The organism is Agromyces sp. Y558 (assembly GCF_059445415.1).
The window spans coordinates 1,965,507-1,985,382 of sequence record NZ_JCAIUH010000001.1; the positions used below are offsets into that span (position 1 = coordinate 1,965,507).

The 19,876-nt window shown below is 67.0% G+C and carries 18 protein-coding genes and 1 tRNA gene; 11 read left to right on the forward strand and 8 right to left on the reverse strand.

Going from position 1 to position 19,876, the window contains the following annotated elements:
• Positions 1–11: 11 nt before the first annotated feature.
• From AC1C2T_RS09260 to AC1C2T_RS09270, 3 genes are read right to left on the reverse strand one after another with little or no spacing between them, the layout of a single operon-like run.
• On the reverse strand, positions 12–1,091 hold the full coding sequence (locus AC1C2T_RS09260; RefSeq protein WP_495385077.1) for a glycosyltransferase: 1,080 nt from the start codon (positions 1,089–1,091) through the stop codon (positions 12–14).
• A gap of 13 nt (positions 1,092–1,104) precedes the next feature.
• Positions 1,105–2,289 (reverse strand): glycosyltransferase, encoded by a 1,185-nt coding sequence (locus AC1C2T_RS09265; RefSeq protein WP_495385078.1) that lies wholly within the window; start codon positions 2,287–2,289, stop codon positions 1,105–1,107.
• Positions 2,290–2,877, reverse strand: coding sequence for an LbetaH domain-containing protein (locus AC1C2T_RS09270; RefSeq protein ID WP_495362282.1), 588 nt, complete (start codon positions 2,875–2,877; stop codon positions 2,290–2,292).
• 42 nt (positions 2,878–2,919) lie between these two features.
• Here AC1C2T_RS09270 and AC1C2T_RS09275 point away from each other — a divergent pair, with 42 nt between their 5' ends.
• Positions 2,920–4,197: a glycosyltransferase gene (locus AC1C2T_RS09275; RefSeq protein ID WP_495385079.1), complete on the forward strand. Its 1,278-nt coding sequence runs from the start codon at positions 2,920–2,922 to the stop codon at positions 4,195–4,197.
• Here AC1C2T_RS09275 and AC1C2T_RS09280 read toward each other — a convergent pair.
• On the reverse strand, positions 4,187–4,831 hold the full coding sequence (locus tag AC1C2T_RS09280) for an FkbM family methyltransferase (RefSeq protein WP_495385080.1): 645 nt from the start codon (positions 4,829–4,831) through the stop codon (positions 4,187–4,189). The two genes, AC1C2T_RS09275 and AC1C2T_RS09280, sit on opposite strands and share 11 nt — an antisense overlap.
• Before the next feature lie 280 nt (positions 4,832–5,111).
• Between AC1C2T_RS09280 and AC1C2T_RS09285 the strand changes: the two genes are divergently transcribed.
• From AC1C2T_RS09285 to AC1C2T_RS09305, 5 genes are all read left to right on the forward strand, one after another.
• On the forward strand, positions 5,112–6,068 hold the full coding sequence (locus AC1C2T_RS09285) for a beta-1,6-N-acetylglucosaminyltransferase (RefSeq protein WP_495385081.1): 957 nt from the start codon (positions 5,112–5,114) through the stop codon (positions 6,066–6,068).
• Between the two features lie 160 nt (positions 6,069–6,228).
• Positions 6,229–7,980 (forward strand): DUF4012 domain-containing protein, encoded by a 1,752-nt coding sequence (locus tag AC1C2T_RS09290; protein WP_495385082.1) that lies wholly within the window; start codon positions 6,229–6,231, stop codon positions 7,978–7,980.
• Between the two features lie 76 nt (positions 7,981–8,056).
• Positions 8,057–8,554: a hypothetical protein gene (locus AC1C2T_RS09295; RefSeq protein WP_495362286.1), complete on the forward strand. Its 498-nt coding sequence runs from the start codon at positions 8,057–8,059 to the stop codon at positions 8,552–8,554.
• A 118-nt stretch (positions 8,555–8,672) separates the two neighbouring features.
• Positions 8,673–9,554 (forward strand): universal stress protein, encoded by an 882-nt coding sequence (locus tag AC1C2T_RS09300; protein WP_495385083.1) that lies wholly within the window; start codon positions 8,673–8,675, stop codon positions 9,552–9,554.
• Positions 9,551–10,696 (forward strand): heparan-alpha-glucosaminide N-acetyltransferase domain-containing protein, encoded by a 1,146-nt coding sequence (locus tag AC1C2T_RS09305; RefSeq protein ID WP_495385084.1) that lies wholly within the window; start codon positions 9,551–9,553, stop codon positions 10,694–10,696. Before AC1C2T_RS09300 ends, AC1C2T_RS09305 begins: the two co-directional genes overlap by 4 nt.
• Here the strand turns inward: AC1C2T_RS09305 and AC1C2T_RS09310 are convergent.
• Positions 10,638–11,135: a VanZ family protein gene (locus AC1C2T_RS09310; protein WP_495385085.1), complete on the reverse strand. Its 498-nt coding sequence runs from the start codon at positions 11,133–11,135 to the stop codon at positions 10,638–10,640. The two genes, AC1C2T_RS09305 and AC1C2T_RS09310, sit on opposite strands and share 59 nt — an antisense overlap.
• A gap of 138 nt (positions 11,136–11,273) precedes the next feature.
• On the opposite strand from AC1C2T_RS09310, the gene AC1C2T_RS09315 reads away from it, so the two are divergent.
• From AC1C2T_RS09315 to AC1C2T_RS09325, 3 genes are all read left to right on the forward strand, one after another.
• Positions 11,274–11,927, forward strand: a complete 654-nt coding sequence (locus AC1C2T_RS09315) for an LPXTG cell wall anchor domain-containing protein (RefSeq protein WP_495385086.1) — start codon at positions 11,274–11,276, stop codon at positions 11,925–11,927.
• A 3-nt stretch (positions 11,928–11,930) separates the two neighbouring features.
• Positions 11,931–13,682 carry a DUF4012 domain-containing protein gene (locus AC1C2T_RS09320; RefSeq protein WP_495385087.1) on the forward strand — a complete coding sequence of 584 codons (1,752 nt, stop codon included), beginning with the start codon at positions 11,931–11,933 and terminating at the stop codon, positions 13,680–13,682.
• Between the two features lie 75 nt (positions 13,683–13,757).
• Positions 13,758–15,065, forward strand: coding sequence for a UDP-glucose dehydrogenase family protein (locus tag AC1C2T_RS09325; RefSeq protein ID WP_495385088.1), 1,308 nt, complete (start codon positions 13,758–13,760; stop codon positions 15,063–15,065).
• A 59-nt stretch (positions 15,066–15,124) separates the two neighbouring features.
• Here the strand turns inward: AC1C2T_RS09325 and AC1C2T_RS09330 are convergent.
• The 3 genes from AC1C2T_RS09330 to AC1C2T_RS09340 all read right to left on the reverse strand — a co-directional run bounded on the left by AC1C2T_RS09330 (position 15,125) and on the right by AC1C2T_RS09340 (position 18,972).
• Positions 15,125–15,198, reverse strand: a tRNA-Pro gene (locus AC1C2T_RS09330).
• A 115-nt stretch (positions 15,199–15,313) separates the two neighbouring features.
• Positions 15,314–16,312, reverse strand: coding sequence for a metallophosphoesterase (locus AC1C2T_RS09335; protein WP_495385089.1), 999 nt, complete (start codon positions 16,310–16,312; stop codon positions 15,314–15,316).
• 14 nt (positions 16,313–16,326) lie between these two features.
• The gene (locus AC1C2T_RS09340) at positions 16,327–18,972 is read right to left on the reverse strand and encodes a transglycosylase domain-containing protein (RefSeq protein WP_495385090.1); all 2,646 of its coding nucleotides are present in this window, start codon (positions 18,970–18,972) and stop codon (positions 16,327–16,329) included.
• Positions 18,973–19,144: 172 nt separating this feature from the next.
• Between AC1C2T_RS09340 and sp36 the strand changes: the two genes are divergently transcribed.
• Together sp36 and AC1C2T_RS09350 are read left to right on the forward strand one after the other, a co-directional pair.
• A complete protein-coding gene (gene sp36 / locus AC1C2T_RS09345; protein ID WP_495362295.1) occupies positions 19,145–19,372 on the forward strand; it encodes a Sp36 family protein in 228 nt (75 codons plus the stop codon).
• On the forward strand, positions 19,372–19,842 hold the full coding sequence (locus AC1C2T_RS09350) for a RidA family protein (protein WP_495385091.1): 471 nt from the start codon (positions 19,372–19,374) through the stop codon (positions 19,840–19,842). Before sp36 ends, AC1C2T_RS09350 begins: the two co-directional genes overlap by 1 nt.
• The last annotated feature ends 34 nt before the right edge of the window (positions 19,843–19,876 follow it).

Consider the following 19,876-nt stretch of genomic DNA (forward strand, 5'->3'; position numbering starts at 1 on the left):
GGCGATTCAGCTCACTGCGCCGCGTTTCTCGGGTGACGCGCGCGTGCCTGCCGCACCGCCTCGACGAAGCGTATGGCAACCCGTTCGACGGTCGGAAGCTCGGACGTCGGCCGAAGCGGAGGATCGGATCGCATCAGCGCAAGTGAGCGCTCGGCGAACGCTGAGGGATCGTCGGGGAGGTACTCGAGTTCTCGAGGCCGGAGCAGTTCGATCTCGGGGGCGTGGGATGCGTGCGGCGTGGTGTGCACCGGGACGCCGAGGGCGAGCGCGTCGACCGCGACCAGACCGACGCGGCCCGGCATCCAGATCGCTCGCGCCCGACTCGCGATTCGCGCCAGGTCATCACCTCGGGCCGATGGAATCCAGTCGATGTGTTTCGTCGCGGCTGCAGCGCGGATCACCGATTCCTCCTCGTCGCCTCGACCGATCACGACGAGCCGGAAGCTCGAGTCCCTCGCGTGCGCGTGCTCGGCCGCGGCCAAGAGGAAGGGGATGCGCTTGCTCTCATCCAGTCCGCCGACGAACAGTGCGACTGGCGCCTCGGTCGCCGTGCGTTCCCAACGTCCCCGCGCCGCCCGAAGGGCCAGCGTGTCGGTGCTGTTGCCGATGGCGACGACGCGATCGGCACGCACTCGGCGCTCGATCAGGTGCGCTCTACCGCCGTCCGTGTACGTCATGACCATGTCGGCTCGCTTCGCGAGCTCGCTTCTGAGCCGATCCGCGACGACGCCGCCGGTGCCGACGTAGTTCTTCCCGTGGCCCCACAGCACGAGCGGCACCGACCTCCGCAACGCTGTGGCCCAAGCGAGCGTGTTCGACCCGGCGAGTTCCGAGACGAGCACGTCGAAGGGAATCGGAACCGACGGGTCGCGCCGCGCCATCTCGCGCCGGAGGGCGCCTGATCGCCGGGTCGGAAGCTCCGTCATCCATGGACGACCGTTGACACGGTCGCCGCGTCGGAGCTGCGAACCGCTGACGCCTTCGCTCGCGACCAGGAGCGAATCGCCGTGCTCCGACAGGATTCGTTCGATCTCGTCGAACAACGCCACCCGGTACTCGGGGACGTAGGGCTGGGTGACGAGGATGCGCACGACGAGCCCCCACTCACTCGCGACTGCGTCGGGTGGGGGACTGGGCAGGTCGTGAGCGCGCGGTTCTACCGGCCGGTTCCCCAGCGGATGCCCGCGCCTCGGCGTAGACGGTTTCGAGCCCGTCCACCACGCTGCCGATGGAGTACTGGCGCTCCACCATCGCGCTGGCGTTGGCAGCCATCGAGGCGGCAAGGTTCGAATCCGTGACGAGCCGTTCCACGCCGTCGGCGAGCGCTTCGACGGAAGGGTCGGTCACGAGTGCCGCGTCGTGGTCGCGGAGTTCCGGGGCGATGGCGCACCGGTCAGTCAACACCACAGGCGTACCCACCGACATCGACTCGAGCACGGTCATGGGGAAGACCTCATCGACGCTCGGCAGTACGTATACGTCAGCTTGGGACGCTCGCCGGGAGGCGACATCGGGGGCAAGGGCACCCTCGTAGGTCAGTCGCGAGCCGAGCCCGCGGTCGCGGATGAACGCGTGCAGCGCGGCCAGATCTCCGCCATCGGGTCCGACCACCGTGAACCTCGCATCCACACCGCGGGCGAGGAGCACGCTCGCCATCTCGGCGAATGCGAGTACCCGCTTCCGTGGGTGCAGGCGCGCGAGGAAGAGCACCTCTGGAGGGCCACTCTTCCGCCGGGGCGATCTCGCCTCGCGCGGGGGGAGTCCATTCGCGGTCATTCGTATCCGCGCGGCGCCGCGCGAGATCGCATCCAGTTCGCTTCGTTCATCAGTGGTGAGTGCGAGCACGGCGTGCGCACTGCGCAACACACGACGAGTCAGCACTGCGTCGACGAGACGTACGCTCATCCGTCGATCGCGGATGACCATTCCGTGGGTCTGCACGATGAGCGGCGTCGTCGACCGCGATACCGCCCGTGCTGCCGGGAGCGTCACCAGATCACGGCCCAGATGCACGTGCACGACGTCGAAGCGGGGGAGCTCGGCACAAAACGCACGTTGGGCCTGCGGTGAGATGAGCCCCGCGAACCGCCGGCCCGCGATGAAGCTGCCGGGGAACAATTGCAGGTCGACACCGGCGATCGAGGGAGTCGTTCGCAGGTCGGATGCCGCGTACAGGGTGACATGGTGGCCGCGCCGGACCAATTCCTCCGATTGTGCAATGGCCACCGAGACCGGTCCTCCGTACTCACCGCCGGCCGAGACGAGGGTGACGAACTGGGCGATGCGCATTCACAACGCCCGTCGACGTGCGTGCCGTTCGCCCACGATGGAGCAATCCGGTCCGGAGACGATGGCGTTCGCCGGAACGTCACCGCGCACGACGGTCATCGGCTTCGCCATCGAGGACCGGCCGAGCCGGCTGCCGCCGAGCACGATGCAGCGCGACGTGATCCACACGCCGTCCTTGATCGTGATGGGGCTCGTGATGAGGGCCATGTCCACCCGGTGGGCGTGGCTTCCTGTCGTGAGCAAGGTCTCCTGTGAGATGACGACATCTCGTCCGATGCGGATGTGGTCCTGGTTGTGGAACCAGACGCCTTCGCCGATCCAGCAGTCATCGCCGATGTGGAGCTTCCATGGGAACTTCACCCGCGTGCGGGGCCTGAAGACGACGCCGGTGCCGATCTCGGCACCGAACATCCGCAGCACGCCGACGCGCAATGCTGAACTGATCTGCCAGGCGTTGACGACGAACAACTGCTCGAAGATGCCCCAGAGGTACACGACCGCTCGAGGGCGGTCCCAGGCGACGCGCTGGCCGGGTGCGGCGGCGAGCGGGATCACCGGCACGTCGTCGGCGTGAACCTGATCGCTCATCGTGACGTGACCCGACGAACGTGCCATCGATAGTCTGCAGGTGTGAGTGCCGAGGCCAAACGAATCACCATCCTCACGTTGCACTATGCGCCAGAGCATTCGGGAAACGCGCCGTACACGACGATGCTCGCAGAATCCCTCGCGTCGACTGGATTCACGGTGCGCGTCATCGCGGCCCACCCCCACTACCCAGAGTGGCGCATCCGCACCGGATTCGGCCAGTGGAATCGCAGGGAATCCGTGAACGGTGTCGACCTCGTTCGGAAGCGCCACTACGTGCCGCGTCGGCCGAGCGGCATCCGTCGGCTCTGGTCCGAGGTCACGTTCGGCATCCGACTGCTCACCGCACGGTGGGGAGACCCAGACGTCGTCATCCTGGTATCGCCGGCGCTGTTCGCCAGCGCGGTCGCCCACGCGCGGGCGCGGGTCCGCCGGTTGCCCACCGTCATCTGGATTCAGGACATCTACACCCGCGGAGTCGTCGAGACGAACACGGCTGGTGCAGGCGGGGCGTGGATCGTACGCAGCGTCGAGTCCAGGATGCTCCGTGCCGCGGACCGGGTCGTCGTCATCCACGACCGATTCCGCTCCTCTCTCTCGGACCACTTCGGCGTGATGACCGACCGGATCTCCGTGATTCGAAACTGGACGCATGTCGCAGACAGCACCGGAGAGAGCGCAGCGGCCGTTCGGCAGCGACTCGGCTGGCAGCTCGATGAGGTTGTGGCACTCCACGCCGGAAACCAGGGTGCCAAGCAAGGGCTCGAGAACCTGGTGCAGGCGGCTCGACTCGCCGATGAGGCCGGAGCCCCGGTACGTTTCGTACTCCTCGGCGACGGCAACCGGCGCGCTGCCCTCGAACTCGCGGCCGCGGGTATCGATCGGGTGCAGTTCCTCGATCCGCTTCCCGATGCCGATTTCGCCGCTGCCTTGTCCGCAGCAGACGTCCTCCTCGTGAATGAGCTTCCCGGACTGTCGGATGCCGCGGTGCCGAGCAAGCTCACGTCCTACTTCTCGAGCGGAGTGCCGGTCATCGCTGCGACCACTCGAGGCAGTACGACGGCGGGTGAGATCGCGGTCTCGGGCGGGGGCGTCCGGGTCGACCCGGACGCCCCCGCAGAGCTCCTTCGCACTGTGCAAGAGCTTGCAGCGGACCCTGAACGTTCTCGAGCGCTCGGGAACGCGGGCCGAGCGTTCCGCGAGGAGACCCTGGATGCGCGTACCGCACTCGATCGCTTCCGCGCCGTGGTCGTCGGCGCAACCGGCGACCACGATCGTCGCCGCCCAGCTGGCCGACGAGCGCCTCGCGTCAACGAGTGAACGTGAGGTTGCGCTGTTCGATCTTCCGGCACACGTAGCCCGCGGCTTCGAGCCGACGGACGCGGCGGATCGAATCGGCAACAGGCTCGGGCGCGTCGAATTCGACGCACAACACCCTCGGCCGGATGTCGGAGGCGAGCAGCGAATCGAGCACGGCGACTTCGGCGCCCTCGATATCCAGTTTCAGCAGGTCGATCCGTTCGTGACCCAGATCGTGCATGATCGTCAGAAGCGAGAGGCACCGTGCCGAGAAGTACTGCTCGGTCTCCTGCATGTTGACGATCGAATGAGAGACATGCCGCTCGTCGGCGGGGGCGTAGAACTTCATCTCCGTGTCCTCGCTCCACACCCCGTACGGGAGGAAGTGGAACCGCGGCTCCCGGATCGTCGAAGCGAACTGCACCGATCGGGGCGTCGGATCGAACGCCCACACTTCGCACCCGGTTCGTTCGATGAGCGCGAGATCGAACGTCGCGTCTTCGCCGACGCCCGCCAGGTAGCAGATCGATGCCTGATCGATCATGCCGATCGGCACCCACCAGCCTCCGTACTCGCTGCCGAGGCGCACCAAGCCGTGCGGGTCGTGCACTCGAACCGCTGCGCGCAGGCGCAGGTTCCGCAGTCGAGTGCGCACTCCGTGAACGATCCGCTGAGATGTCCCCACATGCGCCACTCTATGGGAGGGCGCCCACTTGTCTGCGGGATTCCGGGCCGCGACGGCAAGCCTGTACTCGGAGCGCCCGTCGTGCGTGCGCCTTCGTCCGGCCCGGGTTAGTCTGAGCGCGGGGGCAACACGTTCTTTGGGGGAACTACGTGGGTAAGCGGGCACTCACCACGGGCATCACGGGACAGGACGGGTCGTATCTCGCCGTGGACCATGACAGAGACATGGGTTCGATCGCGGGACTGGTGCTGTGACCGTATTCGTCATCTACACCTTCCGAGAGCCAGATCTCCTGGGTCGAGTCATTGCGCGTCTCAGCCCTCAGCGCGTCATCGTCCATGTCGATGCCAAGGTCGACGAGCAAGCCTTCCGGAAGTCCATCAGGCCGGCAGATGCGGAGCGTGTGGAATTCGTGCCGAAGCGAGTCTTGGTCAATTGGGGTGGGTGGAGTCAAGTCGAAGCGATTCGCCGACTGGTTCGGCGGGCGATAGAGATTGCAGCGCCGAACGAGTACATTGTCCTGCTGTCGGGCCAGGACTACCCGATCAGGCCCGTGGAGGCGCTTGATGCATACCTTCACGACCTCGACGGGCGACAACTCATGAACTACTTCACGATCGCGGGCACCGAGAGGAAGTACGAATCGCAAGTCGACGCTCGCCATTTCCGTGACCTCCGCCTATTGCAGCGGCACACTTCGTCGAGGATCCTTCGGAAGACTCGCAACGGCGTCATTCGAGCCCTCGAATTGCTGGCTCGGGCACGGAGAGACACCCCCCGCCCACCGAACGAACTCACGGTCGCTCATGGGCCCACACACTTCGCCCTCACTGCGAGCTTCGCCGCCCACCTCGAGCGCCGCGTCACACCCGAGGCCGAACGCTACTTCAGGGCGGTGTTCGTGCCTGAGGAGAAGTTCTACCAGAGCCTCGCGGCGAGCAGCCCCCGCGGTGAGGAGACCGGCGGTGCCCTTCCCGGCGGACGCGTGCCATATGCGGGCCCAGGCAACTGGCGTTACGCGAATTTGCACCACATCCATCCGTCGCTCGTCAAGGTGTACACCGAGGAGGATTGGTCGGAAGTCGTCGCGTCAGACATGTATTTTCTTCGAAAGGTCGAGACCGGTCGTAGCGCGCTCCTCCTCGACCGTATCGATCGAGAACTCTTGGACATCTCTCCGCCCTCCCAGAGCTCCCCGGTTGAGTAGGAGGACACATTGACGCTTGCCGATTCTGCGTACACGCCCGGACCGCTCGACCGTGCGGCCCGGTTCCACGAGTGGTACCGGGCACATCATGGCGCGCTCCGAGAGTAGCGATGCCGGCGCGATCGATGTCGGGCCCCCACCACGGCGCAGATGGATCTGGGTGGTTATCGGTGCGGTCGCCTTAGTGCTCGTCGCGGCCACGGTCTGGGTCGGCATCCGAGGCCTGCTCGCGAAAGACGGGCTCGAGCAGGCGGTGCCGCTCGCCCGGCTCGTGCAGACTCAGCTGGTCAGCGGTGAGACCGTCGAGGCCCTGAAGACGGCCGATGAACTCGCCTCGCACGCTCGCGAGGCCGTCGCGCTCACGAGCGACCCGGTGTGGCGTGCCGCCGAGGTGCTCCCCTGGGCAGGACAGAACCTCGCGGGCATGCGAACGATCGCCGCTGCTGTCGATCGCGTCGCGTCGGGTGCGGTGCTTCCGCTGGCGGATGCCGCGGGCTCGATCGACCTCGCAGCGTTCAAGCCCGTCGATGGGCACGTCGAATTGCAGCCACTGCTCGATGCGCAGGAACCGGTGCACGAGGCATCCGTCGCGCTCGCCGATGCCATCGCCCTGGTCGATGCCGAAGCCGTGGCATCCGCCGACCTCATCGGGCCGCTCGCCGACGCCCGTGATGAGCTGAGCGCGATGCTCGTCGACGCCGGGCGCACGATCGACGGCCTCGACCGCGCCGTTCGCCTCGTGCCCCTCATGCTCGGAGCGAACGGGCCGCGGCAGACGCTGCTGCTCTTCCAGAACAACGCCGAACTGCGATCGACGGGCGGCATCACGGGCGCACTCGCGCTCGTCGCAACCGACGCCGGGTCGTTCACTCTCGTGAAGCAGGCGAACTCGGGAGATTTCCCGAAGTTCGAGCCTCCCGTGGCGACGCTGCCGGTCGACACTCGCGCGCTCTGGGGCGACAATCTGGCCAGCTACCTCCAAGACGTGAACTTCACCCCCCAGTTCCCCCTCGCAGCCTCGCTCGCTCGCGAGATGTGGCGGCTGCAGTTCGGGGAAGAGGTGGAGGCCGTCGTCGCACTCGACCCCGTGGTGCTCTCCTACCTGCTCGCTGCGACCGGCCCGGTGACGCTGCCGACGGGCGACGTGCTCACGAGTGAGAACGCAGTGCAACTGCTGCTGCGTGACGTCTACGGGCGTTATGAAGATCCCGCGGAGCAGGACACGTTCTTCGCGAGCGCGGCGGCGAGTGTCATCGGCGCCGTCGCGGGCGGCAACCTGGAGCCACGAGCATTCATCGATGCGCTCGTACGCGCCGGCAACGAGCGGCGCATCCTGGTCTGGAGCGCGGATGCCGCTGAGCAGGCGATCCTCGAGGGCACCGAGCTCGCAGGCGGGCTTCCCGTCACGACCGATGACCGGCAGGCGTTCGGCGTCTATCTGAACGACATGACCGGGTCGAAGATGGACACCTATCTCGATGTGGCGGTTGCGGCGGGCGGAGTCGTATGCCGCAATGACGGCCTGGCGAACTACGTCATCGGCGTCACTTTGACGAACATGGCACCTGCCGATGCCGCGACGAGCCTGCCCGAGTATGTGACGGGCGGAGGCGTGTACGGCACGCCCCCGGGGCACATCGCGACATCGGTGCACGTCTACGCCACACCCGGCAGTTACAACCTCGGTGTGCGCCGTGAAGGGGCGACTGCGGAGTACCACCCGACGTCCGAATCGGGGTACACGCTCAGCAAGGTCCAGCTGACGCTCGCACCCGGCGAGAGTGCAACGTACGAGTTCTCGTTCCTCGGGGGAGCGCCCGGACTGCGGCAACCGGCACTTGCGATCACGCCCGGAATTCATGCATTCGAAACATCTACCCTCGCGCTTTCCTGTGATATTGCCTTACAGTAGGCAGTGACGCGTTCGGGGGGCCGCGCAGCTCTGGTAACTCGACTTGCGCGTCGTATCGGTTACTGAGGGGACCATCATGGCACGCAAAGCAATCGCAGCGGTGCTGCTCGCAGCCGCTGCTGTGTTCGTTGTTCCGACAGCCGCAATCGCGGCGGGATACACCGGCCAAGGCAGTTCGGTCACCGTGACGGTCGGTGAGACCGGCACACTGAACTTCTCGGGCCTGCCGCCCAACACGCCGTCGACCGCAACGGCCGACGATGCGGTGACGCTCGCGGTATTGAAGACCGCCACTGCGTCCAAGCCGACGAGTTCGACGGGAACCGTCGCATACTCGGCGTCGTCGAACACTCCCGGCACTTACACGGTCACGGTGACCGCCGGCCAGTCGGTCGCGACCGGAACGTTGACCGTCGTTCCGGCCGACACTGCCGCTGATTCAGACACCGGCTTGCCGGGCACCGGCTACGAATTCCCGATGCTGCTCGCGTGGATCGGCATCGGCGCACTGATCCTCGGCGGTGCTCTCGTCGTGGTGCTCCGCACCGTTCGACGAAATCGCACGACTGAATAGGCCGGTCACGAGGTCGGGCCGCATCGACGTCGTCGTGCGGCCCGGTTCTTGGTGCCAAGGGCTGGTGCATTCGCCGGATCGCGCGTGAAGATGGACTGAGAGCCCGCGGAGGTGCGCCATGAACGAGATCGCGGTCGGTGTCAGCACCGGAGGTTCCGCCACGCTGCGAGCCGTGCGATGGGCGGCGGAGCGAGCATCAGCGCTCGGCGCGCCGCTCCGGCTGGTGCATGTCATCGACGCCGCCTCGATCTCATCCGTGCGCGTCGATGGTGAGGCAGGGGTTGCAGACGACGGCGAGATGCGTCGCGCTTCAGATGACCGAGCACGCGAATGCCTCGACGAGGCGGCAGCGGCCGCTGCCGCCGTCGACGGTTCCCTCGCGGTGGCGACGACGTTCGAACGCGGATCGCCCGTCGAAGTCTTCGAGCGCATCTCGGGCGATGCCGCGATGCTGGTCGTCGGCAGCGACTGGCACGGCGGGCAGCGAGCCAGTCGTCGTCGCGTGCACAGTCTGCGCATCGCTGCGGCGAGCCACGCTCCTGTCGCGGTCATTCCCGATCGTGACCTGATCGGCCGCCGAGGTGTCGTTGTCGGGGTCGACGGGTCCCACACCTCCGACCATGCACTTGCCTTCGCGGCCGGCGAAGCCACGCGCCTCGAAGAGCCGCTCGTCGCGGTGCACTCATGGGACGTCGTGGCGATGGTCGGCGGTGAGTACGGCTATGGTGCCCCGCTCATCGCGACCGACGATCTCGCACGAGCCGAATTCGAGATCCTCGAGGCGGCACTCGCGCCGGTGATCGCCGAACACCCTCGACTCGAGATCCAGCGATCGGTCGTCGCCGGCGATCCGGTGCACGACCTCACCGAAGCGGCGGCCGACGCGACCATGCTCGTGGTCGGCAGCCACGGTCGCGGCCCGTTGGCCAGGTTCCTGCTCGGATCCGTCAGCCAAGGCGTGCTCGCCAACCTCGAGGCGCCGACGGTCGTCATCAGGTGAGTCGCCCTGCCGCCCGCCTCGTCGTTCCAGCACCCGTCGAGCAGGCCGGGCGCCGCATCGACGCGGTCGATGCGGCCAGGGGGCTCGCCCTCATCGGCATGTTCGTCGCGCATGTCGCACCGATCGCGGCATCCGCTGATCTCAATTCGCTCATCGAAATCGCCGACGAACGCCCTCGGCTGCTCTTCGCGCTGACAGCGGGAATGGGTCTGGCGTTCATCTCGGGCGGGACCCGACCGGTCACGACCGGCCGGGCGCGGCTCCGCCGCCAGATCGCGATCAGGGCGGTGATACTCATCGCCCTCGGGCTGCTCATCGCCATCACATTGCATCCGCTCGTCTTCATCATCCTCGACGTGTACGGCGTCGCGTTCCTGTTGATGCTGCCGCTCCTCTTCCTGCCGCCGCGCGTGGCGTTGGTCGTGGGCATCGCCCTGCTCGCGGTCATGCCGGCACTCGCCGAGGTCGCGAGTGCCTCCGACCCGGTTCTCGAGCTGCAATCCGGACCGCTCGCGATCGTCGTCGACTGGGTCGTGAGCGGCGCCTACCCCGTCGTGGTCTGGATCCCCGTGATGCTGATCGGGCTCGCGCTCGCCCGCCTCGATCTCACCTCAGCGCGCGTCGTGACGATCGCCGCACTCGCGGGCACCGCGACGGCGGCCGTGCTCCTGCCGATCGTCGCACTGATGCCGGGTGGTGACGTCGGGGCTTCCGCACCACTCGGCGACGGCGCAGCGGGCGAGTCAGACCCGTGGATCTCGGCATGGCGCACTTCACTCGAGGCCGTCGGCAACGTCGGCGTCGCCGTGCTCGTCGTCGCCGGCATGCTGCTGCTCACCTCGTTCGCGCGCGCGCCCGTACGACGCGTCGCCGCTGCCGTGCTCTCGCCGATCACGGCGATGGGTTCGATGCCGCTCAGCGTATACACGCTGCACCTCGTGGTGATCGCGGCATCCGTGCGCGTCGAGAACGGCTTCTACACCGACGACTCCACCGAGCTGCTCATCGGCCTGATCGTCGGCTCGATGCTGTTCGCCTGGCTTTGGCGACGTTATCTCGGCCGGGGCCCACTCGAGCGCCTGCTCAGGTTGGCGAGCGGTCGGAGCCGAGCGGATGCCGCGCGCGCGCCCACCACAGGATGAGCACGAGACCGAGTGCAGTGCCGGCCGTGTTCGCGATCACATCGGAGACGGTGGGAAAGCGTGATGGGATCGCTATCTGGATGAGCTCGATTCCGACGCTCGCGAGACAACCGACGGCGAGCACGACCCACCACGAGAGGGCGGGGAAGGCGATCGCAACCAGAACGCCGAACGGCACGAACAGCGCGACGTTCGCGAGGAACTCGAGCACGACGGCGCTCGCCTCCCGTGGCGCACCGAACGAGGCGAGAACATCGGCGGCCCAACCCACGATGCCGGTGATGCGGCCGGCGTCGCGGGATGGGAGGAAGACGATGAGCCCGAGCGCGATGAGGTAGGGCGCGAGGATCCACCGCGACAGCCGAACGGCACGCGGGCCGTGCCGTGCGTCGATTGGCGGCTCGTCTCGGTCGTTCTGCGGCGAGGGGACATCCTGCATCCGTTCAGGTTAGTGAACCGAAAGCGGTGGTCGTGTTGACCCCTCAACTGGGCGCAGACGGGGCGGGTGGTCCGCGCGTAGACTCCGAGCGTTACCCGACCATTTACCCGATTTCTACCCGAACCCATAGAGGCAATCGTGCTCCGCAAAATTGCAGCCGTTGTCGTGGTGGCGGCATTCCTCACTGTCCCCACCGCGGCTTTCGCAGAACAGTACCCGCCCACCACTCCGCCTGCGAACCCCACGCTCGCGGGGTCCGCCGTCACCGGCATTTGCGATGGCGACGTTCCCTACATCGGCTATACCGTCGACCTGGTCGACCCCAACAACCTCTCCACAGGCAACACCGCGACGCTCGTCTTGAGTGACGGTTCGAACTCGTACTCGATCCCGCTCGGCACCATCGTCAACGGCACGCTCTCAGGGCGTGTCCTCTGGCCTGGAGCCTCCGTCAACAGCGATGGCACGCCCGGCGGTTGGCCAGGCTGGGCCTTCGTCGACGGTTCATGGGTGGAGACCTCCGGCAACTTCGCCTGGACGCGAAGCATCACGAGTGCCACGATCACGGTGAACCCGTCGATCTCGGTGCCGTTGTCGTACCCGCCGTCCACCCCGAGTTGCGCGACTGGCCCGTCGGGCGGAGGCTCCGGCTCCGCACCCGTGGTCGAGAACACCGCGATGCTGAGCGAGACCGGTGTCTCCGACGCCACGTTCACGATCGCCTTCGGCGCTCTCGGGCTCATGGCCATCGGTGGCGTCGTGTTGCTGACTCGTCGGCTCGTGAAGCGGTAGCTCGTGGCAGCGGCCGCTTCAACGGCCGGGCAGGGCCGACGCATCGCGATCTGGATCGCAGCGGTGACGCTGGGCTTGCTCGTCGGCGTTCTCGTCTGGATCGGCGTCCGGGGCTGGCTCGCGAGCAACGAGCTCGCAGCCGCGGTGCCGCTCGCAACGCAGATCCAGCAGGACATCGGTGGCGGAGACACGGAGGCCGCTTCGAGTCATGCGGCGGCGCTCGCCGCACACGCGTCGACGGCGACCGAGCTCACGAGCGATCCGATCTGGCGCGCGGCCGAGTCGGTGCCGTCAGCGGGCATCAACCTGTCGGTGGTGCGTGAACTGTCGAGCGAGCTCGATCGCGTCTCTTCGCACGTCATCGTGCCGCTCGCCGAGATCGCGGGATCCATCGACACCACGCAGCTGCGTTCCGCCGACGGCCGCATCGACCTGGCTCCACTGGTCGAGGCCCGGCCCGTCGTCGGCGACGCGGTCGAAGCGCTCGACGAGGCATCCGCACGCGTGAATGCAATCGATGCCGACGCACTCATCGGGCCGGTCGCTGAAGCGACGGACGAGTTCGCCGGCGCGCTCGAGTCGGCTTCCGATGCCATGGCCACACTCGATCGGGCGGTTCGCATCCTGCCCGAGATGCTCGGCGCCGAGGGGCCACGCAACTACCTCATCCTGTTTCAGAACAGTGCCGAGCTGCGCACTGGCGGAGGCATCATCGGAGCCCTCGCACTCGTGCACACCGCAGACGGCGTGATCTCGCTCGCCTCGCAGGCGGCGTCGGGAGATCTGCAGCACCTGAGCGAGCCGGTGCTCCCGCTTCCAGAAGCCGATGTCGCGCTGTTCGGCAATCAACTCGGCACCTACATCCAGAATGTGACGGCGACCCCCGACTTCGCACTCAGTGGCCGGCTCGCGGCGGCGATGTGGGCGAGGGACCACGGCACCGTCGTCGACGGAGTCATCGCCGTCGACCCCGTGGGGCTCAGCTATGTGCTCGGCGCCACCGGCCCTGTCACGCTCGCCGGTGGCAGCCTGCTGAGCGAAGGCGACGCCGTGCGGTCACTCCTCGTCGACACCTACGAACGTCTCGACGATGAAGACGCGCAAGACGAGTACTTCGCTTCAGCCGCAGCGGCGGTCTTCCAGGCCGTCTCTTCGGGTAGTGCCGACCCGGTCGCCCTCATCTCGGCGGTCACCCGCGTCGCCGAGGAGCACCGGATCGCGATCTGGAGTGCTCACGACGCCGAACAGGCTGTGCTCGCCGACACGACGCTCGCAGGCATGCAGGCCACACAGCTCTCGCTCGGAGATCAGGCCTACGCGGTGTACCTGAACGACCGGTCCGGCGGCAAGATGGGCGCGTACCTCGACGTCGCGACGAACGTCGAGGTCTCCGACACCCGGAGCGACGGGCGCTCGGAGATCGAGGTGACGGTGCGGATGACCAGCACCGCGCCGGCCGACGCCGCCGTTTCACTGCCCCGCCGAACGACCAACGGTGGCGCGTTCGGCGTACCCCCGGGCGTCATCGCGACGAACGTCGCCGTGTACTCGCCGCCGGGCGCGTTCGATGCCGGCGTCGTCCTCGATGGCGTCGCGGTGGGCTACCAGTCGGTCACGGCCGACGGGCGCATCGCCAACAACGTCGGAGTCGACCTCGCGCCCGGACAGGTCGCCACGGTCGTCTACCGGTTCGTCTCGGCCGAGCCCCGCCAACGGATGCCGCTGGTCTTCACGACGCCGCTGATGACGGGCTGATCGCACCACCGGTTCAGCGTCTCGTGCATCGCGTGCGGCAGAATGGAACCCGTTCGCTCGAAACGAAGGACTGGCATGCGCATCTCGGTCATCGGCTGCGGCTACCTGGGCGCGGTACACGCCTCCGCCATGGCCGAACTCGGCCACGACGTGGTCGGCATCGACGTCGACCAGCGGAAGATCGCGGCGCTCGCGGCGGGGCGCCCGCCGTTCTACGAGCCGGGCCTGCCGGAGATCCTCACCTCGGCGACCGCGAGCGGGCGGCTTCGGTTCAGCACCGACATCGCGGATGCTGCAGAGGCTGAGGTGCATTTCCTCGCCGTCGGCACTCCGCAAGCAGCCGACACCGGCGCCGCAGACGTCTCGTTCGTCGATGCGGCGTTCCGCGGTCTCCTGCCGCACCTCGCCGAGGGTTCGCTCGTCGTCGGCAAGAGCACGGTGCCGGTCGGCACCGCGACCCGGCTCGCCACGTGGCTCGCTGCCGACGCCCCCCACGCGAGCCTCGCCTGGAACCCCGAGTTCCTGCGCGAAGGCTTCGCGGTGAAAGACACGCTTTCGCCCGACCGTCTGGTCTACGGCGTCGGCGAGGGCGATGACCACGCGGCATCCGTGCTCGATCATGTCTACCGTGCCGCGATCGAGGCCGGCACGCCCCGCATCGTCACCGACTATGCGACCGCCGAGCTCGTGAAGGTCGCCGCCAACGCGTTCCTCGCCACGAAGATCAGCTTCATCAATGCGATGTCGGAGATCGCCGATGCGACGGGAGCGGATGTCACGGCACTCGCCGACGCGATCGGCCACGATGCCCGTATCGGCCGGCGCTTCCTGAACGCCGGCGTCGGATTCGGCGGGGGCTGCCTGCCGAAGGACATTCGCGGATTCACCGCTCGCGCAGCCGAGCTCGGACTCGGCGACACCCTCGCGTTCCTCACAGAGGTCGATGCGATCAACATGCGGCAACGCCGGCGCGTCGTCGACCTCGCTTCGGCCGACCTCGGAGGTTCGGTCGTCGGCAGACGCATCTCGGTGCTCGGGGTCACGTTCAAGCCCGATTCCGATGACGTCCGCGACTCGCCTGCGCTCGACATCGCAGCGCACTTGCGCGAGCGGGGTGCCATCGTGGTGGTGACCGATCCTGAAGGCATCGCGAACGCACGCATCAAACTGCCGGAGCTCACATACGCCGAGACGACACGCGAAGCGCTGTTCGGTGCTGAACTGGTCATCCTCGCCACTGAATGGAGCGAGTACCGCACGCTGGATCCAGAGAAGACCGGGCAGATGGTGGGGGAGCGCCGTATCATCGACGGGCGCAACGTGCTCGATCCAGCCGCATGGCGGGCGGCCGGGTGGCACTATCGCGGACTCGGGCGGCCCTGAAAAGGCGGGCTCGCCCGTGCATGCGAAAACCCCCTCCCGGAGGAGGGGGTTTCACCCGGTCGGGGTGACAGGATTTGAACCTGCGACCTCGTCGTCCCGAACGACGCGCGCTACCAAGCTGCGCCACACCCCGGGGTGGCCCTTACGGGCCTCAACAAGAATAGCCGATAATCGGCGCTCGCCCGACCAAGTTCTGACCGGTCGCGGTGTCGGATGGGCCGAAGGTTCGCACCCGGTCCAGCTCCGTGTCACTCCGTCGGTACGAGGGTGAGCAGCGTCGCCTCGGGTGGGCACGCGAACCGCACCGGTGCGTAGATCGAGGTGCCGAGACCGGCCGACACGTTGAGGAACGCCGCACGGAAGCCGTGTCGCCAGACGCTGAGTCCCTTGACCTGGTCGCGGGGGATGTCGCAGTTCGTGACGAGTGCTCCGAACCCCGGCACGCACACCTGGCCGCCGTGTGTGTGCCCGGCGAGCATGAGCTGTGCGCCATGGTTCACGAACGAGTTCAGCACCCGCTGGTACGGCGCGTGAGTCACGCCGACCGTGACGGTGGGACGAAGTCCGTCGGCGCCGCCCGGAGCTTGTCGAACGGATGCCTCGTCTGGCCAGGTCTCGTCGCCGAGCGGGTCGTCGGCTCGCAACTCGTCGATCGCCGCCGTGATGAGGTCGAGCCGGTCGTATCCCTTGTGCGGGTCGTCGACGCCGAAGAACTCGAAGTGCGTGCCGCGCAGGTCGAGAGCAGCGGCGGTGTTGTCGAGGTCGTTCCATCCGAGGTCGGCGAAGTACGCGTGCAGTTCGGCGATATTAAGTCGCTCGGCTCTGGTGCTGAACCGCGACGGGCCGGTGAAGTACGCGAACGGATTTTTCAGCTGCGGTCCGAAGTAGTCGTTCGAACCGTTGACGAAGACACCTGGGATGCCGCGGAACGGCTCGAATGCCCGGCGGATTCCCTCGATGCCGCGTTCATGGCCGAGGTTGTCGCCGGTGTCGACGATGAGGTCGGGCTCGAGCTCGGCGAGGTGTCGCACCCACTCCTGTTTGTCGCGCTGCCAGGGCGCCATGTGCAGGTCGGAGAGGTGCAGTACGCGGATGGGCGCGGCGCCCGGCGGCAGCACCGGGACATCCACTCGCCTGAGGGTCCAGCGGGTGCGCTCGACGAGGGTGCCCCATGCGAGCGCGGCGGCTCCCGTCGCGGCGGCGGCGATCGCGATCGCCGCGACGGGGGAGGTTCGAGCCTTCGTCACGGGTGGGTCGCCGACTATCCGTCGCCGGGAGGGTTGTCGCCCCCGCCGCCCGCTGTGAGCTTTCCGATGCCGATCGTGATCTGGTCACCTGGCTTCGCTGAACCGCCTCCCGCCGGGTTCTGCGAGATCACCACGCCGACCTTCGTGGGATCGGTGGTGTCCTCGTTCTGTCGCTTCACCTTGAGCCCGGCCTGTTTGAGGGCCGCCTCGGCCTGATCGCCGGTCATTCCGACGACATTCGGTACGCCGGTCATCGAACCGTTGCTCGTGAACACCCGAATGGTCGTGCCCTTTCCGGCCTGACCCGAGGGGTCGGTGCCGGTCACGGTGCCGGCGGGTAGGTTCGAGTCCTGCTGGCCGCCGTCTTCGAAGACGAAGCCGCCCGCCTCGAGTGCTTGCTTCGCGGCGTCGAGGGACAGGCCCGCAACCTGCGGGATGTCGACGAGCACCTGCTTGAACGCGCTCTCGTCGGGCTGGGCGAACTCGCCGCCGCCGTACTTCTCATCGGCGAAGGTCATGATCTTCTTCCACATGCGGTGGCGTGCCGTGGCAACGGGGCCGCTGTCCCAATCGTCGAGTTGACGCTGATTGGCATCGCCGGTGACGTTGCCGACCCAGATCGCCGTGGCAACGCGAGTCGACGCGCCGTTCATCCAGGTGTCGTTGTTGTCGTCGGTGGTACCCGTCTTGCCGATGTGCGGTACACCGCTCCAGGTGTTCGCGGCGCTCGCGGTGCCGCTGAAGGTCTGCGCCATGGCGTAGCCCATCGCAGCCGCGACGTTCGGTGCGACCGACTGTGTGCATTCTGTGGCGGGTGGCGTAATCTCCTCGCCGTTGGTCTCCACGATGCGTGCGATCGCGATGGGCGAGCAGGTGAGGCCATTGTTCGCGATACCCGCGAAGGCACTCACCATGCTGAGCGGCGCGATCTCCTCGGTGCCGAGGATCGCACCCGGTCCGAAGACGGCGCTTTCGTCGATGGCGCGCGATCCGTCGGCGTTGTAGATCGCCTCACCGGTCTCGCTGTCGTAGTCGAACCTCTGACCGAGGTCGAGGCCGTCGGCGCGCCTCACACCGAACGCCTGCGCCGTGTCTTTGATCTTGCAGAGGTCGAGCTGCTGCGCCATGGCGATGAACGCGGTGTTCACTGAGTACTTCGTCGCGTCGACCGCGTTGTTGGCACCGGTGCCGTCATCGTTCTTGGGGTCGTAGTTGCCCTTCCATCCGCCGTAGCACGCGGCAGGGAACGACGTGAAGTTTCGTCGCTTGCCGTTGAACGACTCCCGCAGCGAGTGCCCCTCATTCAGCCACTCGGCGAGCGTGAACACCTTGAAGGTCGACCCGGGCTGGAAGCCGAGCGAGCCGCCGTGCGCGTAGTCGGTGCTGTAGTTGAGCCCAGTGTACGAGGGGTCGACGTCGGTCACCGAAGCGTCTTGCGAGTAGTTCTTGTTCTGCGCCATCGCGAGGATCTTGCCGGTGCCGACCTCGACGCTCACCGCGACCGAGCCGACGTCGAAACGCGCGTCGGTGTACGGAACATTCTCGTTGATCGCGCCCTCGGCCTGGGCCTGCATCTCGGGGTCGAGCGTCGTGAAGATCTGCAGGCCCCCCTTCTGGAGCATCTGCGAACCTTCGTTGACGTCGGGTGTCTCAGGCAAGTCGAACTTGTCCTTGATGACCCACGTGACGTAATCGCAGAAGTACGCGGAACCACCCGCTGTCTGGCATCCGGTGCTCGATTCCTTCAGTACGGGCGCGACGACCTCCGCGACCGCGGCGTCGTGCTCCTCCTGCGTGATCTTCTTGAGCTTCAACATCTCGCCGAGGATGTAGTCGCGCCGCTCCTTGTTGTCGGCATACGGCACCGGCTCGCCCTTGTCGTTGACGGTGGCAGCGCCGTTCGCCTCGCTCTCGGGGTAGTCGAGGCGGAACTTCTCGGGGTGGTTCACGATCGCGATGAGACTCGCGGACTGCGCGAGCGTGAGGTTGGCGGCCGTGGTGCCGTTGAAGTAATACTGCGCAGCGGCCTCGATGCCGTAGACGCGACCGCCGAAGTGGGCGATGTTCAGATACCCCTTGAGGATTTCGTCCTTCGGGTACTCCTTCTCGATCGTGATCGCGTAGCGCATCTCTTTGAGCTTGCGGTCGATCGTCGTCTCGGTCGCTTCCTCGTAAGCCGCTTCCTCCGCTTCGGGAGTGGTCGCCTCGGAGATGCCTTTCTGGATGAGCACGTTCTTCACATACTGCTGTGTGATCGACGAACCACCCTGCGTGTCGCCCTTCAGCACCGTGTTCAGCGCCCCGCGAACGGTGCCTTTCACGTCGATGCCGCCGTGATCGTAGAACCGGGGGTCTTCACCGGCGACCGCGGCGTCTTTCACGTACTGGGAGATGGCCTCCCACGCGACCTCTTCACGGTTCTGCGTGTAGAACGACGCCAGCTCGTTGTTGGTGCCGTCGGGATTGGTCGTGTAGACCGTCGACTTCTCTGCGAGCTTGTCGATCTTGAGGTACCCGGGCAGGTTCTCGAACATCGAGATGCTGTTGTTCGCGGCCATGCCGGTGACAGCGAGTGCCGGAGTCACGGCCACCGTGACGAGCACGCCGGCGAGAGCGCTCATGCCGACGAAGCCGAGGATTCCGGCACCGACGTCGCTCATCGTACGTTTTTGGGCAGACATATAGTGGAGCTTAACGGAGAATGCTGGCAAATCCCGCTATGCAGGCGCTGTGCCGTTTCGTGGCGCAGGCGCGCCGATGCCCGCGAATCCCATACTTCGTTCGACATTTCCGAGAATGCGCGTCATCCACGCGACAGAGAGACAGGAACCCATGACGACCTGGGAGTACATCACCACTCCGCTGTTGATCCACAACACCGCGGCGATCCTGAACAACTGGGGGTCGGAGGGCTGGGAGCTCGTGCAGATCGTGCAGGGTCCCGAGGGCGGGCTCGTCGCCTACCTGAAGCGCCCGGTCGGCGGAGAGTCGTCTTCCGCGGCATCCGCCGGCGCTGCCGCTTCTGCGCAGGCCGCCAAGCAGTTCGAGGGCGAAGCCTGATGGCCGCCGTCGAGGCTCGCCTGGCCGAGCTCGGCATCGAACTGCCCGAGGTCGCCCCACCCGTCGCCGCGTACGTGCCCGCCGTCATCACGGGCTCTCACGTGTACACCTCGGGCCAGCTGCCCTTCATAGCCGGCGCCCTGCCCGCCACCGGCAAGGTCGGCGACGGCCACGGGCTGGTGCCCGCCGACGACGCGAAGGAGTACGCCCGCACGGCGGCGCTCAACGCGCTCGCGGCCGTGCGCGCCGAGCTCGGCTCACTCGACCGGGTCACCCGCATCGTGAAGCTCGTCGGCTTCGTGGCATCCGACCCCTCGTTCTCCGGCCAGCCGGGTGTCATCAACGGCGCGTCGGAGGTGCTCGGCGAGATCTTCGGCGACGCCGGCCGTCACGCCCGCTCGGCGGTCGGTGTCGCGGTGCTGCCGCTCGACTCGCCGGTCGAGCTCGAGCTCGTGGTCGAGTTCGCGTAGCCCGCGCTGCGCTGCCGCGCTGCCGCTTCTGAAC